This is a genomic window from Hydrogenophaga pseudoflava, from assembly GCF_004353865.1.
GTDB lineage: Bacteria > Pseudomonadota > Gammaproteobacteria > Burkholderiales > Burkholderiaceae_C > Hydrogenophaga > Hydrogenophaga pseudoflava.
The window spans coordinates 4467195-4481577 of the sequence record NZ_CP037867.1 but is presented as its reverse complement, the minus strand read 5'-3'; the positions used below and the strand labels follow the sequence as shown (position 1 = coordinate 4481577).

The window sequence follows — 14383 nt, the reverse complement described above, 5'->3', positions numbered from 1 at the left end:
GCGTCGCGGCGCTGTGCCACCATGCCCGCATGTTCGGCCTGCTCGTTCCCTTGCTGGCTCGGCGGCGCCCGGAGGGCGAGCGCCGGCACTGGGCGTGGCTGTCCGGTTTCGTGCGGCCGCGCGCACGCGCCATGGCCGGCGTGATGGCGCTGTCGGTCATCGCCACGGCCCTGGTGCTGCTGCAGCCGCTGCTGGTCAAGCGGCTGATCGACGACGGGCTGATCGCGCGCAGCCACGAGGTGCTCTGGACCACCGCCCTCTTCATGCTGCTGGCCGGGCTGGCGGCCACGCTGCTGGCCGGTCTCAACCGCTACCTGCACACCAGGCTCTCGGCCGCGGTGCTGTTCGACCTGCGGCACGACGTGTTCGCGCACCTGCAGCGGCTCTCGCCCTCGTTCTGGGCGCGGCGCCGCACCGGCGACGTGATGTCGCGGCTGGACGGCGACATGGCCGAGATCCAGCGCTTCGCGGTCGACAGCCTGTTTGCCGTGCTGTCCAACCTGCTGGGTCTGCTGGGCGCGGTGGGCTGGATGCTCTGGCTGTCGTGGGAACTGACGCTGCTGGTGGCGCTGCTGCTGCCGCTGGAGTGGTGGTGGCTGCGGCGCATGCGCCCGCGCGTGGCCGAGGGCACGCGCGCGCTGCGCGAGCGCTCGGGCGACGTGTCCAGCTTCTTCGTCGAGGTGCTGCCCGCGCTCAAGTTCGTGCAGGCCAGCCGGCAGGAGGCGCGCGAGGCGCAGCGGCTGGACGGGCTGCACGCGGGCTACCTCTCGTCGCTGCTGCGGCTGCAGATCATCGAGTTCGCCACCCACGCCGTGCCCGGCCAGCTCACCGCCTGGACCCGCGCGCTGGCCTTCCTGATCGGTGGTGCCTGGGTCATCGACGGCCAGTGGGCGCTGGGCTCGCTGGTCGCGTTCTCCACCTACCTCGGCATGGCCAGCGGCCCGGTGAACAGCCTGCTGGGCTGGTACGTGGGGCTGCAGAAGGTGCGGGTGAGCCTGGAGCGCGTGGCCGAGCTGCGCGACGAGCCGGTGGCCGTGAGCGACCCGCTTGAGCCGGTGCCGCTGCCAGCGCCACTGCGGGGCGAATTGCGGCTGGAGGCGGTGGTGTTCGCGCACGCGGGCGGTGGCGAGCCGGTGCTGGCCGGCGCGAGCGCACTCATCCCGGCCGGCGCCTGCGTGGCCCTGACCGGCGCCTCGGGTGCGGGCAAGAGCACGCTGATCGACCTGCTGCTGCGCCACCACGACCCGCAGGCCGGCGCGGTGACGCTCGACGGCGTGGACCTGCGCCAGCTCGCCCTGGCCGAGCTGCGCCGCGCCGTCGCAGTGGTGAGCCAGGACATCGTGCTGTTCCGTGCGCCGCTGCTGGAGAACCTGCGCTACGCCTGCCCGGGCGCCGACGACGCGGCGGTGGCGCAGGCCGCGCAGCGCGCCGGCCTGGGCGGGTGGATCGCTTCGCTGCCCGAGGGGCTGCACACCACCGTGGGTGAGCGCGGTCAGACGTTGTCGGGCGGCCAGCGCCAGCGCATCGCCATCGCGCGCGCGCTGTTGCAGGACCCGGCCGTGCTGGTGCTGGACGAGGCCACCTCGGCGGTGGACGAGGCGATGGAGGCGCAGATCCTGGCGCAGATCGGCGCCTGCTTCGCGGGCCGCACACGGCTGATCGTCAGCCACCGGCCCAGCGCCTGGGCGGGCTGTTCGATGCGGCTGCACCTGGCTGGCGGTCGCATCGAGGTGCAGGCGCACGAGGGCGCAGAGGGCACCCATGGCTGAACCGGTGCGGGTGGGCGTGGTCGACAGCGGCTGGCCGCTGGCGCTGCAGGACCGGGTGCTCGCGGCGCAGAGTTTCGTGGCCGGTGGCGGCGACGCGATGGACCGCCTGGGCCACGGCGCGCGTACCCTGCAGGCCATGACCGCCCTGGCGCCCGACGCCCGCTTCGTGGTGGCCCAGGTGTTCGGCGAGGCGCTGCGCACCGACATGGCCACGGTCGCGCGCGCGGTGGACTGGCTGGTGAAAGAGGGCGCCACCGTGATCAACCTCAGCCTGGGCGTGCGGCAGGACTACCCGGCCTTGCGCGCCGCCTGCGAGCGCGCCGTGGCGAGCGGCTGTCTGCTGGTCGCGTCCACGCCCGCGCGTGGCGATCCGGTGTTCCCGGCCGCCTACCCGGGCGCGATCCGAGCCATGGGCGACGCGCGCTGCACACCTGGCCAGCACTCGGCGCTGTTGTTGCCGCACGCCGACTTCGGCGCCTGCGTGCTGCCACCCGATGGCGACCGCGCGCACGCCGGCGCCAGCCTGGGTTGCGCGCACCTGAGCGGGCGCGTGGCTGCGCTGCTGGCGGGCGGGGTGGCGCGGGACCGGGCGGCCGTCTGGCAGGCGCTGGTCGACAGCGCGGCCTTCCACGGCCCTGAGAGGAGAACGCGGTGACGCGGATCGACCGCGGCATCGTGGTGCTGGGCGCCGGTCCGGCCGGCGCCGCCGTGGCGCTGGGCCTGCGCCGGCTCGGCCATGCCGTTACCGTGGTCGGCACGCCGCGCGCCTTCGACGCCATCGAAGGTGTGTCGGACCGCGTGGTGGCCGGGTTGCGCGGCGTCGGCATCGAGGCGGCGTTGGCCGCCATCGCCGAACCTTCGCCGCGCCGCGCCACCTGGGCCGGTTCCACCACCGCGCTGAACCACGAACGCCTGGTCGACCGCGCCGCCTTCGACCGGCTGCTGTGGCAGGAGCTGCAGGACCACGGCGTCGAGTGTCTGCTCGCGCGGGTGATGCGATGGGTGCCCGGCGAGTCTGGCGACGGTGGGCACACGTTGCAGATCCAGCGCCCCGACGATGCGCAGCCGCAGACCCTGCGCGCGCGCTTCGTGGTCGAGGCGCGTGGCTGCCTCGCGCCGCACCCGCCGCAGGGCGTGACCCGCGGGCCCGAGACCGTGGCGCTGCTCTGGCGCGGGCAGGGGGCACCGGGCGGCGCTGCGGGGTCGGCGGTGGAAAGCCTGCCGGGCGGCTGGGCCTGGTGCGCACGGCTGCCGGGTGGCGCGGTGGCCTTGCAGCTCACGGTCGATCCGTCGGCCATCACCTTGCCGCCGCGCGCGCAGCTCGGCGCCTTCGTCCGCGAACAGCTGGCCGCGGTCGAGGCGGCCTTGCCATTTCTGGATAGTCCCGCGGCCGAGGTGCACGCGCTGGCGCGCACCAGCGGCGCCGTGCTCGCGCCCGAGGTCTGCGGCGACACCTGGCTGCGCGTGGGCGACGCGGCCATGGCGGCCGACCCGCTCTCTGGCAACGGCATCTTCCAGTCGCTTTCGTCGGCGCTGCAGGCGCCGATGGTGGTGCACACCCTGCTGAACCACCCGGCCGACGCGCCGCACGCGCAGCGCTTCCACACCGAGCGGGTGCAGGGCCTGTTCCAGCGCTTCGCGCGCATCGGCCGCGACTTCTACGCGCAGGAGGCGCGCTGGGCCGGCGAGCCTTTCTGGGCCGTGCGCCGCGCCTGGCCCGATGCACTGCCGGCCCACGGCGCAGAAGGCGACGCACCGCCGCACATCGAACAGCGCCCGGTGGTCGACCGCGACCGCATCCGGCTGGCCGAGGTGCTGGTCACGACCGAGCAGCCGCTGGGCATCTGGCATGTGGACGGGGTCGAGGTGGCGCCGCTGTGGCGCGCTGCGCGGGCCGCGCCGGGGCGCGAGGTCGAGGCCCTGGCGCCGCTGCTGGGCGGCTCGGTGCCGCGGGCGCAGGCGGCGCTGCGCTGGCTGCGCGCGCAGGGCGGGCGGTAGCCGTCGGCCGCGGCCGCTCAGTGTTTCACCGCGGCCTTGAGCGTGGCCGAGGGCAGCTCGCCGAACAGCGACTTGTATTCCGACGCAAACCGCGAGGGGTGCCAGAAGCCCCAGCGCGCCGCGATGTCGGCCACCGGTGCGCGCTCGTCGGTCTGGCGGCGGATCTCGCGCCGCGCGCCGTTCAGGCGCATGTTGCGCAGGTAGCGCGCCGGATTGGTGCCCAGCACGTCCTGGAAGGAGTACTGCAGCGTGCGGCGAGAGACGCGGATGTGCGCGCACAGGTCGCTCACGGTGATGGGCTCGTCCACATGCTCGCGCATGTAGTCGCGCGCCTTGTTCACCACGTACTGCCGCGTGCAGGCCGTCAGGTCCTTGGCGGTGTTCTCGGTCGGACCACACAGGCCCAGCACCGTGCTGTGGATGCCTTCGGCCAGGCAGCGGCGCAGGGTGTCGTGGCGCAGCATGTCGGGCGAGTGGCGCAGGCTCTGCATCAGGCTGGTGAGCACGCCCCCCAGCTCGTCCTGCTCGCCTTTGTGGATCAGGCCGTTGTCCACGCAGGTGCCGGGCGGCGGCAGCTCGCCCACGCGCTGGCAGTAGGCGGCGAAACGCTCCATGTTCACCGTCACCGCGGCCAGGGTCACGCGCTGCGGCGTGCGGAAGTGGAACTCCTTGCCGCCGCGCAGGAAGAAGTAGTGGTCGGGACTGACCGGGGTGCCGCAGAAGCGCCCGTCGTCGCTGATGTTCAGCAGGGCCGCCAGCGTCATGGTGCCGGCCTGGGGCTGGCCGTACTGCTGCACCACCTGGTTGGTGTCTTCCCGGAAGATCTCGATGCCGTCGAAGCGGTAGCTCTCGAAGTGCCCGTCAAAACTGCCGTGGCTCATCTGCTCGTAGCACTGGCCCCAGTCGGTCAGGCAGGCGGCCTGTTCGTCGGCGTCGTGCGTGTCGCTCACGCGCACGTCCACCACGTCGGCGGTGGCGTTGCGCGGGGTGGTGGGGCCAAGGAACCGGTTCATGGGGCGACTCGCAATTCGTGGGGCGGGATCTGCACACGGGTGGTGCGCGCCTGTGCTGCGGTGCAAAAAACATGCCGCCGGGCAGGTCCGCAAGCGTTTGCCAAAAGTGGATACGGCGCCATCGGGAATCTCCCTAAAGTGAATCGCACGCCGCCACGAAGGCGGTGACTTTGCGAGGAGAGAACCCCCATGAACTGGAAACAGACACTCAGGTCGCTGCTGCCGCTGGGTGCGGCGCTGGCGTGGCTGGCGGCAACGCCGGCCGCGGGCGCCGCCACTGCGCAGGAGATCATCAACAGCAAGTGCGTCACCTGCCACACCAAGGTGGGCGACCAGGTCAACCGCCTGCAGCAGCGTAAGTCGCCCGAGAGCTGGCTGATGACGGTGACCCGCATGCGCACCATGCACGGCGCGCAGCTCTCGCCCGAGGAGGTGCGCACCGTGGTGAAGCACCTGGCCGACACCCAGGGCCTGGCGCCGTCCGAAACCCAGGGCGCGCGCTTCGCCATGGAGCGGCGCCTGAACACCATCGAGCAGCACAAGACGGAGCTGTTCGGCCAGATGTGCGCGCGCTGCCACTCCGGCGCGCGGGTGGAACTGCAGCGCCGGCCGATGGCCGAGTGGGAGCACCTGGTGCACTTCCACCTGGGCCAGTTCCCGACCACCGAGTACCAGGCCGGCGGCCGCGACCGCGACTGGCTGGGCATTGCGCTCAAGGAGATGGTGCCCTACCTGGCCAAGACCTACCCCTACGAGTCCAAGGCCTGGGACGACTGGAAGACCCAGGCGCCGGTGAGCCCGGTGGGCCGCTGGACGGTGGCCGGCCGCTGGCCCGGCAAGGGCGACTACGCGGGCGTGATGACGGTGGCGGCAGGCAACGCGGCCGACCGCTACGCGGTGGAGCTGGACGGCAGCTGGGCCGACGGCAGCCCGCTCAAGGGCAGCGGCGCGGCCCTGGTCTACACCGGCTACGAGTGGCGCGCCGACCTCGACGTGGGCGGCGTGAAGATGCGCCAGGTGATGGCGCTGGACGGCGACCGCGCCAGCGGCCGCATGTTCGAGCGCGACCAGGACGCCAGCGGTGGCGACCTGAACGCGGCGCGGCAGGACAAGGGCGCGGTGGTGCTGGCGGTGCAGCCGGCGCTCATCCGCGCGGGCGAGACGACCACGCTGCGCATCGTCGGCACCGGGCTCGACGGCGAGGTGAAGCTGCCCAAGGGCCTGAGCGTGGCCGAGACGGTCTCGCGCGATGCGAACCAGCTGGTGCTCAAGGTGAGCGCGGCGAAGTCCGCGGCCCGGGGCGTGAAGGCGCTGCAGGTGGGCGCGGCGAGCAGCCCGCTGGCGGTGTTCGACCGCATCGACTACGTGAAGGTGGCGCCCGAGTACGCGGTGGGCCGCATCGGTGGCAACGGTGGTTCGACGCCGGTGGTGCAGGGCCGTTTCGAAGCCATCGCGCACTCGGTGGGGCGCGACGGCAAGAAGGGCACCAAGGACGACTGGGCCATCGGTCCGGTGCCCGCCAAGTGGTCGGTCGAGCCCTTCAACGAGACCGCCAAGGAAGACCGCGACGCCGAGTTCGCCGGCCTGATGGACGCCGACACCGGCATCTTCACGCCGGCCGGCGCCGGCCCCAACCCGAAGCGCCGCATGAGCACCAACAACGCCGGCAACCTGAACGCGGTGGCGACGGTGACCGAAGGCAAGAAGACGCTGACCGGCAAGGGCCACTTCATCGTCACCGTGCAGCGCTGGAACAACCCGCCGCTGCCCTGACGCGCACACCCCAAGGAGCACAGACATGAGTGAGATCCTGAGCCTGCGCGAACACAACTTGCACAAGGTGCGGGTGGGCGAGCGCACCATGATGCTGCACATCCCGACCAACGCGCTGTACGGCATCGACGAGATGACCGACACCGTGCTGGAGCGGGTGCGCGCCGAATCCCTCTCGGCCGACCAGCTGGTGCAGCAACTGCGCGGCCGGTTCGACGAGCAGGACCTGCGCGAGACCGTCGGCGAACTGCTGACGCTGGACCTGCTGAGCGACGGCCGCCCCGCGCCCGCCGCCAAGCCGGTCACCACGCTGGGCAACCTGGCGATCAACACCGTGGTGCTGAACGTCAACACCGGCTGCAACCTCAGCTGCACCTACTGCTACAAGGAAGACCTCGACACGCCCGACAAGGGTCGGCGCATGTCGCTGGAAACCGCGAAGCAGTCGATCGAGCTGATGCTGTCCGAGTCGCCCCACGAGAAACGCTTCAGTGTGGTGTTCTTCGGCGGCGAGCCGCTGTCCAACATCAAGCTGATCCGCGCCGTGGTGGACTACTGCGAGGCCCGCTTCGCCCAGCTGGGCAAGCAGGTGGACTTCGTCATGACCACCAACGCCACGCTGCTGACCGACGAGATCGTCGACTGGCTGGACGAGCACCGCTTTGGCCTCTCGATCAGCATGGACGGCCCCGAGGCCATCCACGACCGCAACCGGCGCACCGTCGGCGGCAAGGGCACCTACCGCACCGTCAGCGACAAGGCGCGCAAGCTGCTGGCCCGCTACCACGCGCGGCCCGTCGGCGCCCGCGTCACGCTCACCCACGGCACCACCGAGGTCGAGCGCATCTGGGACCACCTGTTCAACGAGCTGGGCTTTGCGGAGGTCGGTTTTGCGCCCGTCACCTCGGGCGACATCGACACCTTCAACCTCTCGGTCGAGGAGCTGCACGAGGTCTTCGCCGGCTTCAAGCGGCTGGGCGAACGGTATCTCGCCGAAGCGCTGCAGGGCCGCACCACCGGCTTTTCCAACCTGCACCAGCTCATCACCGACCTGCACGAGGGCCAGCGCAAGGCGCTGCCCTGCGGCGCGGGGCTGAAGATGCTGGCGGTGGACCACGAGGGCGGCCTCAACCTCTGCCACCGCTTCACCGGCTCCTCGCTGCCGACCTTTGGCGACGTCAAGACCGGCATCGAGAAACAGGCCCTGGGCGCGTTCCTCGACCAGCGGCTGGACCGCACGGGCACCGGCTGCGAGACCTGCCGCATCCGCAACTTCTGCGCCGGCGGCTGCTACCACGAGAGCTACGCCCGCTACCAGGACCCCGTCCACCCGACCTACCACTACTGCGAACTCATGCGCGACTGGGTGGATTTCGGCATCGGCGTCTACAGCGAAATCATGGCCAAGAACCCGTCCTTCATCGACCGCTTCATCTCACCGCGAAAGGTGCACTGACATGAAACACCTCCAAGCCATCAACCAGAAGGCCCAGCTGCTGGACCAGGCGGCCGAACAGAACAAAGTGGAAGACGTGGTCGCCATGCAGAGCGTGGCCGGCTGCACCGCCACCTTCGACCCCGGCTGGGAGGTCGACGCCTTCGGCGGCGTCGCCTCGCTGTGCCAGCCGATGGAGGCCGACCTCTACGGCTGCGCCGACCCCTGCTGGTGGCCGGCCCAGGTGCCGGACACCATGAACACCTACCCGGACTGGGGCAAGCAGACCGCCAGCACCAAGGACGACTGGCGCAATCTCGGCTCCGTCTTCCCCAACGAGTGACCCGCCACCGGAGAACCCGCATGAACAAGACCTTTGCCCCCGCGTGGCAGGCCCTCGCGCTGGCCGCCCTGGCGCCCGCCGCCGTGCACGCCGCACCGCTCAACGCCGACAAGCCCCTGGTTCCGGGCGACGAGTACCTGGTGGTCGGCAACTACCCCGACAACCTGCACGTCGTCGACCTCAAGACCGACAGCCTCTACAAGACCTGCGCCGTGCCCGGCTCGGTCGGCCCCGCCACCCTGGTCATGTCGCCCGACCGGGCCACGGCCTACCTCATCACCAACCGCTTCGACGAGGTGCACGGCATCGCGCTCGACAGCTGCAAGCTGGTGTTCCGCGCCAGGATGTCGCAGAAGGCCGACGAGCGCGCCAAAGCGCTGTTCGCGCTCTCGCTGAGCAACGACAGCAAGCAGCTCTACGTCATCCAGACGCCGACCACGCTCCACCCCGACCACTACCGCGTCGGCCAGCCGCGGCTGGCGGTCTACGACGCGCTGGCCGGCGAGGGCGCCCAACCGCTGCGCACCATGCCGGCGCCGCGCCAGGTGACCGTGATGGCCACCGGCCACGACGGTTCGCTCTACATGGTCGGGCCGGACATCTACAAGTTCGACCCACAGACCGGCCAGCACACCGTCGCCATCCCGTCGCGCAACTGGAAGCGCGCACGCTACGCCCAGCCCGACGTGCTGAGCGTCTGGCCGCTGCGCAACGCCAACGACGACTTCACCATCCTCTACACCACGGCGAAGTTCAAGGGCAAGACCGACGACCCGGCCACGGCCGACTGGATCTACGGCTACTTCAACGTCAACCTCAAGACCGGCCAGACCGAGACGCGCGACTTCGGGCCCTTCACCGAGATCTACTTCACGGGCGTGCGCTCGCCCAAGGACCCGAACCTGATGTACGGCGTGCTCAACCGGCTCGCCAAGTACGACATCCGGCAAAAGAAGCTGCTCAAGGCCGCCGAGATCCCGCACTCGCACTACACGGTCTCGATGAACCGGGACGGCAGCAAGGTGTACCTGGGCGGCACCTGGAACAACCTCGCGGTGTACGACGCGGCCGATCTCAAGCCGCTGAGCACGCTCGCGCTGCCGGGCGGCGACATGGGGGCCGCGGCGCCGCAGACCTTCACGCGCTAGGGACGGGGCCGCCAGGACCCGTGGACCAGGATCACGACCACCCGGCGGTGGTTGTGATTCAAGTTTTCTGCCGTGTCTGCCGAAATGCAACACAAAGGGCGTACATCTGCCCTGGGAGAACACCATGATCCTGGCCCCCATTCCCGAGTACGACAGCCAGCGACTGAAGGCGCTGCGCAAGCTGCTCATCCTGGACACGCCCTCGGAGGAGCGGTTCGACCGCATCACGCAGTTCGCCATGCGGGAGTTCGACATGCCCATGGCCCTGGTGTCCCTGGTGGACCGGGACCGGCAGTGGTTCAAGTCGAACTTCGGCATCGAGGACCGGGAAACGCCCAGGGACATCTCCTTCTGCGGCCACGCCATCCTGGAGCGCAACATCCTGGTGGTGCCGGATGCGCTGAAGGACGAGCGCTTCCACGACAACCCGCTGGTGGTCAACAAGCCCTGGATCCGCTTCTACGCCGGGGCGGTGCTGCGCATGCCCTATGGCGTGGCGCTCGGCACCCTGTGCGTGATGGACACCCGGCCGCGCCAGATGGACCCGGTGGACCAGTCCATTCTGGGGTCCCTGCGCGACCTCGTGGTGGAAGAAATGCTCCGCCAGGAGGCCGCACCATGCCAACCCTGATCGGCGTCCGCCGGTTGCCGCGCATCCTGCTGGTCGAGCCGGACGGTCTGGTCCGGGGGACGGTGGCGTCCGTCTGCCGCGAACTTCAGCTGGCCCACGTCATTCAGGCGGGCAGCTGCGACCTGGCGACGAAGCTCCTGGTGGACGATTCGCTGCAGGCGGGCATCGTGTCCCTGTCGGATTGCGGGTCGGGCCTGGACCTGCTCACCCGTCTGCGCGAGGGATCGTTCGTCTGCTCGGCCGACATGCCGGTGGCCATGACAGCGTCCGGCATCGACGCCACCATGGCCGCACGGCTCAAGGAACTGCGCATCCGGCGCCTGCTGCTCAAGCCGTTCAAGATTCGCGATCTGATCGCCACGGTGGAGGCTTTGCTGGCCGCGGCCACGGTGCCCGGCTGAGGCGCGCAGCGCGGGAGCTTCATATCACCAGCGGGTCCACGTCCACCGCGAAGCGCAGCAGCCCGCGCGCGCCCGGCACGCTGCGGCCGTCCAGCAGCAGCGGCTGCCAGGCCGCCAGGAAGCGCTGCAGCGCCGCGCGCGAGGCGCTTTCCACCAGGAGCTGCGCGCGTTCGACATTGGCCACGCGCTGGATGGTCAGCGGCACCGCCGGGTAGAGCGTCACTTCGTCCCGGTACGGCAGGCTGGCCGCCGCCTCGGCGGCGGCGTTGAGGAAGGCCTGCGCCGCTTCCTGCGTGCGCGCGTCGGCGCGCAGCAGGGCCTGGGCGCCAAAGGGCGGCATGCCCGCGGCTTCGCGCTCGGCCAGCTGGGTGGCGGCGAAACCGGGGAAGTCGTATTTGCGCAGCGAGGCGAACAGCGCGTGCTCCGGGTGCCAGGTTTGCACCCACATCTCGCTGGCGCCGGACTGCGCCGCGTCGCGCCCGGCCCGCCCCGCCGCCTGCATCAGCAGCGCAAACAGCCGCTCGGGCGCGCGGTAGTCGCTGGCGAACAGGGCGGCGTCGGCGTTGATGCTGGCCACCAGGGTGATGCGCCGGAAGTCGTGGCCCTTGGCCACCATCTGCGTGCCCACCAGCACGTCCACCTCGCCGCTGTGCAGGGCGGCCAGCTGCTGCTCCAGGCTGCCTTTGAGGCGTGTGGTGTCGGCGTCCATGCGCGCCACCCTGGCGGTCTGGCCGTCGGGGCGCTTCACGTCCGAGAGCAGGCCGGCCAGCTGTTCCTCGATCTGCTCGGTGCCGCGCCCCACCGGTGCGATGTCCAGGTTGCCGCAGTCCGGACAGGACCGCGGCACGCGCGAGCTGAAGCCGCAGTGGTGGCAGCGCAGCGTGCGGTCGAGCTTGTGGAACACGCGGAAGGCGCTGCAGTGCGGACACTGGCTCTTCCAGGCGCAGGCGTCGCACGAGAGCACCGGCGCATAGCCGCGGCGGTTGAGCAGCACCAGGCACTGCTCGCCACGCGCGATGCGCGCCTCCATCGCCGCCAGCAGCGGCGGCGCGATGCTGGCCCCCTTGGGCTGGTGGTTCATGTCCACCAGGCGCAGCCGGGGCAGGGCGCCGCCGCCGATGCGCGCCGGCATCTCCAGCCGCCGGTAGCGCCCCTGGTCGGCCGCGTGCCAGCTCTCCAGCGAGGGCGTGGCCGAGCCCAGGATCACCTGGCAGCGCTGGCCGCGCGGCGCCAGGGCCTCCGATTCCACCTTGGCGCGGTACACCGCCAGGTCGCGCGCCGAATAGCGCGCGCCGTCCTGGCTCTTGTAGCTCGGGTCGTGTTCCTCATCGACCACGATGAGGCGCAGGCCGGGCATCGAGGCGAACACCGCCATGCGCGTGCCCAGCACGATGCGCGCCTGCCCGCTGTGCGCCGCCAGCCAGCTGCCCAGCCGCTGCGCGGGTGTCATGCCGCTGTGCATGGACACCACCGCGCCCTCGCCGTACCGCGGGGCAAAACGTTCGCGGAAGCGGGCTTCGAGCTGCGGCGTGAGGTTGATCTCCGGCACCATCACCAGCACCTGGGTCGGCGGTTCGCCCTCGGGCGCGGTCTGCGCCAGTGCGTCGTCGGTCGCGCGCAGGTAGACCTCGGTCTTGCCGCTGCCGGTGGCGCCATACAGCAGCACCGGCTCGGTCGCCGTCGGCAGCGCCGCCAGCACCGCCGCCTGCTCCTCGCTGGACGGCGGCACGGCGGGCGCTGCGCTGCCGTCCCGGCCGGCCGGGGCTGCTTTGCCGGCCCGGCGCTTGAGTCGCCGCGCCAGCTGCACCGCGTCCAGCTCGCGCAGCTGCGGCGGCAGCGCCGCCAGCGCCACCTCGCCCAGGCTGCGCTGGTAGTAGCGGGCTGCAAACGTAACCAGTTGTTGCCAGGTGGCGCTCAGCGGCGGGAGTCCCTCCAGCGCCCCGATCACCGACTTCGCCTGCGCCGGGTCCAACCCCGGCGGCGGCTCGTCCGGCCCGTTCCACACCACACCCAGCACCTCGCGCGTGCCCAGCGGCACACGCACCAGCGTTCCCGGCGCGAGCGACAACTCACTTCGGTAACTCAGCGCCGGCCCCAGACCGCTGTGGGCGGGGGTCGCAACGACCACGCTGGACCAAGTAGGCATATTTGGCGCTTTTTCCTCAGTTGAACTGTCGAAAAGCCGGGTAAGTCATTGATTTGTCAAGGCTTCCACAGCTGTCCAGATTTTCTGTGGATAACTTTGTTGATAGATGTGTTTGCAGGCGCGGGAACCCTTGTAAATCAAGGGCTTTCTTAAACTGCCCGTAAAAATGGCAAACCACAAAGCTCAATGAAATCAATAACTTGCAAAACCAACCCCTCCGGGGTAGTGGGCAATGGTGATGCAATGTACCTTCTGCACCGCAGCAAAAAATTTGTGCATAACCAAGGCCTGTCAAGCGCTGTTTCTCAGAAAAAACTGCGCCGGGTGACTTGACACGGGGTCGCGGCGGCGCTCCGCTAGGCCTGGCGCGGCTTCCAGGCCGATGGAGTCTTAAGACTGCGCGCGCAGGCGCTTCGAATGCGCGTGCACCGCGTCCACCAGCACCTTCACATGCTCCGGCGGCGTGAACTGGCTGATGCCGTGGCCCAGGTTGAAGATGTGCGTCGGGCCCGTGCCGGCACCCTGGTGCGGCGTGCCGAAGCTCTCCAGCACGGCCGCCACCTCGCGGTCGATCGCCTCGGGCGGCGCGAACAGCACGTTCGGGTCGATGTTGCCCTGCAGGGCCTTGCTGTCGCCCACCAATGCGCGGGCGTGGCCCAAGTTGACCGTCCAGTCCAGGCCCAGCGCCTCGCAGTCCAGGCCCTTCATGTCGTCCAGCCACAGGCCGCCGCCCTTGGTGAAGACGATGCGCGGAATCACCGCGCCCGTGCCGTCGGTGCGCTTGAGCTGCGCCAGCACGCGCTTCGTGTAGGCCAGCGAAAACTCCTGGAACTTGCCGTCGGCCAGCACACCGCCCCAGCTGTCAAAAATCATCACCGCCTGCGCGCCGGCGTCGATCTGGGCGTTCAGGTACACGGCCACCGAGTCCGCGTTGATCGCGAGGATGCGGTGCATCAGGTCCGGGCGGCTGTACATCAGCGATTTCACGGCGCGGTAGTCGTCCGAGCCGCCGCCCTCCACCATGTAGCAGGCCAGCGTCCAGGGGCTGCCCGAAAAGCCGATCAGCGGCACGCGCCCGTTCAGCGCCTGGCGGATGCTGGTCACCGCGTCGAACACATAACGCAGCTTGTCCATGTCCGGCACGGCCAGCGTGGCCACGTCGGCATCCGTGCGCACCGTCTTCGCGAACTTCGGGCCTTCGCCCTGCTGGAAGGTGAGGCCCAGGCCCATCGCGTCCGGCACGGTCAGGATGTCGCTGAACAGGATGGCCGCGTCCAGCGCGTAGCGCTCCAGCGGCTGCAGCGTCACCTCGGTGGCGTAATCCACGTTGGTCGCCAGCCCCATGAACGACCCCGCCTTGGCGCGCGTGGCGCAGTACTCCGGCAGGTAGCGACCGGCCTGGCGCATCAGCCACACGGGCGTGTGTGCGGTGGACTGGCGCAGGCAGGCGCGCAGGAAGGTGTCGTTCTGCAGGGGGGCGAAGCTCATGGGGGTATCCGGTTGCGGTGATCTGACGGGAAGCGGCGATTATCCCGTGTGGGCTGTGACCTCACTTTGAGCGAGCGCAGGCGGGTCTGCTGGCGGCGAGCAGACTTTGCCAAGTCAATGGCCTCGGGTGTAGCATGACCGGCGACCTTTTTGTCTGGATGAAGACGGATCCCCGCCCACGAGACCAGAGCGTCCATCGCGCACGAACGAGCCGGGGAATCCATTCCATCCGTCCACC

Annotated in this window: 12 protein-coding genes; 9 read left to right on the top strand and 3 right to left on the bottom strand. The window is 70.3% G+C overall.

Translation table 11 applies throughout. The features are described 5' to 3' along the window. Positions 1–29 precede the first annotated feature (29 nt). Genes HPF_RS21565 through qhpG form a run of 3 tightly spaced genes read left to right on the top strand, consistent with a single transcriptional unit; the run spans position 30 to position 3767 of the window. Positions 30–1769, top strand: coding sequence for an ABC transporter ATP-binding protein (locus tag HPF_RS21565; protein WP_133157788.1), 1740 nt, complete (start codon positions 30–32; stop codon positions 1767–1769). Next, on the top strand, positions 1762–2424 hold the full coding sequence (gene qhpE / locus HPF_RS21560) for a subtilisin-like serine protease QhpE (protein WP_133157787.1): 663 nt from the start codon (positions 1762–1764) through the stop codon (positions 2422–2424). The genes HPF_RS21565 and qhpE overlap by 8 nt, the downstream gene beginning before the upstream one ends. Further along, positions 2421–3767 (top strand): flavin-dependent monooxygenase QhpG, encoded by a 1347-nt coding sequence (gene qhpG, locus HPF_RS21555; protein WP_207959232.1) that lies wholly within the window; start codon positions 2421–2423, stop codon positions 3765–3767. Before qhpE ends, qhpG begins: the two co-directional genes overlap by 4 nt. Before the next feature lie 17 nt (positions 3768–3784). On the opposite strand, the gene HPF_RS21550 is transcribed toward qhpG, so the two are convergent. Further along, positions 3785–4780, bottom strand: coding sequence for a helix-turn-helix domain-containing protein (locus HPF_RS21550; protein WP_133157786.1), 996 nt, complete (start codon positions 4778–4780; stop codon positions 3785–3787). A 189-nt stretch (positions 4781–4969) separates the two neighbouring features. Between HPF_RS21550 and peaA the strand changes: the two genes are divergently transcribed. The 6 genes from peaA to HPF_RS21520 all read left to right on the top strand — a co-directional run bounded on the left by peaA (position 4970) and on the right by HPF_RS21520 (position 10511). Beyond that, positions 4970–6553, top strand: a complete 1584-nt coding sequence (peaA, locus tag HPF_RS21545; RefSeq protein ID WP_133157785.1) for a quinohemoprotein amine dehydrogenase subunit alpha — start codon at positions 4970–4972, stop codon at positions 6551–6553. Positions 6554–6578: 25 nt separating this feature from the next. Continuing rightward, a complete protein-coding gene (gene peaB / locus HPF_RS21540; protein WP_133157784.1) occupies positions 6579–8009 on the top strand; it encodes a quinohemoprotein amine dehydrogenase maturation protein in 1431 nt (476 codons plus the stop codon). Position 8010: 1 nt separating this feature from the next. After that, positions 8011–8331 carry a quinohemoprotein amine dehydrogenase subunit gamma gene (qhpC, locus tag HPF_RS21535; RefSeq protein WP_066160465.1) on the top strand — a complete coding sequence of 107 codons (321 nt, stop codon included), beginning with the start codon at positions 8011–8013 and terminating at the stop codon, positions 8329–8331. Positions 8332–8351: 20 nt separating this feature from the next. Further along, positions 8352–9479 carry a quinohemoprotein amine dehydrogenase subunit beta gene (gene peaD, locus HPF_RS21530; RefSeq protein ID WP_133157783.1) on the top strand — a complete coding sequence of 376 codons (1128 nt, stop codon included), beginning with the start codon at positions 8352–8354 and terminating at the stop codon, positions 9477–9479. A 124-nt stretch (positions 9480–9603) separates the two neighbouring features. After that, on the top strand, positions 9604–10110 hold the full coding sequence (locus HPF_RS21525; protein ID WP_066160461.1) for a GAF domain-containing protein: 507 nt from the start codon (positions 9604–9606) through the stop codon (positions 10108–10110). Next, entirely contained in the window at positions 10098–10511 is a 414-nt protein-coding gene (locus HPF_RS21520) for a DNA-binding transcriptional response regulator (protein ID WP_066160458.1), read from the top strand. The genes HPF_RS21525 and HPF_RS21520 overlap by 13 nt, the downstream gene beginning before the upstream one ends. Before the next feature lie 19 nt (positions 10512–10530). Here the strand turns inward: HPF_RS21520 and priA are convergent, their stop codons facing one another. Both priA and hemE read right to left on the bottom strand, forming a co-directional pair. After that, complete coding sequence (priA, locus tag HPF_RS21515; RefSeq protein WP_133157782.1) at positions 10531–12657, bottom strand: replication restart helicase PriA; 2127 nt, start codon at positions 12655–12657, stop codon at positions 10531–10533. Positions 12658–13047: 390 nt separating this feature from the next. Further along, on the bottom strand, positions 13048–14145 hold the full coding sequence (gene hemE / locus HPF_RS21510) for a uroporphyrinogen decarboxylase (protein WP_133157781.1): 1098 nt from the start codon (positions 14143–14145) through the stop codon (positions 13048–13050). Positions 14146–14383 lie beyond the last annotated feature (238 nt).

Excerpts from the sequence above, each read along its gene's own strand:
- HPF_RS21565 (WP_133157788.1), top strand. The coding sequence starts at position 30 with ATGTTCGGCCTGCTCGTTCCCTTGCTGGCTCGGCGGCGCCCGGAGGGC.
- qhpE (WP_133157787.1), top strand. The coding sequence starts at position 1,762 with ATGGCTGAACCGGTGCGGGTGGGCGTGGTCGACAGCGGCTGGCCGCTG.
- HPF_RS21550 (WP_133157786.1), bottom strand. The coding sequence starts at position 4,780 with ATGAACCGGTTCCTTGGCCCCACCACCCCGCGCAACGCCACCGCCGAC.
- peaA (WP_133157785.1), top strand. The coding sequence starts at position 4,970 with ATGAACTGGAAACAGACACTCAGGTCGCTGCTGCCGCTGGGTGCGGCG.
- peaB (WP_133157784.1), top strand. The coding sequence starts at position 6,579 with ATGAGTGAGATCCTGAGCCTGCGCGAACACAACTTGCACAAGGTGCGG.
- qhpC (WP_066160465.1), top strand. The coding sequence starts at position 8,011 with ATGAAACACCTCCAAGCCATCAACCAGAAGGCCCAGCTGCTGGACCAG.
- peaD (WP_133157783.1), top strand. The coding sequence starts at position 8,352 with ATGAACAAGACCTTTGCCCCCGCGTGGCAGGCCCTCGCGCTGGCCGCC.
- HPF_RS21525 (WP_066160461.1), top strand. The coding sequence starts at position 9,604 with ATGATCCTGGCCCCCATTCCCGAGTACGACAGCCAGCGACTGAAGGCG.
- HPF_RS21520 (WP_066160458.1), top strand. The coding sequence starts at position 10,098 with ATGCCAACCCTGATCGGCGTCCGCCGGTTGCCGCGCATCCTGCTGGTC.
- priA (WP_133157782.1), bottom strand. The coding sequence starts at position 12,657 with ATGCCTACTTGGTCCAGCGTGGTCGTTGCGACCCCCGCCCACAGCGGT.
- hemE (WP_133157781.1), bottom strand. The coding sequence starts at position 14,145 with ATGAGCTTCGCCCCCCTGCAGAACGACACCTTCCTGCGCGCCTGCCTG.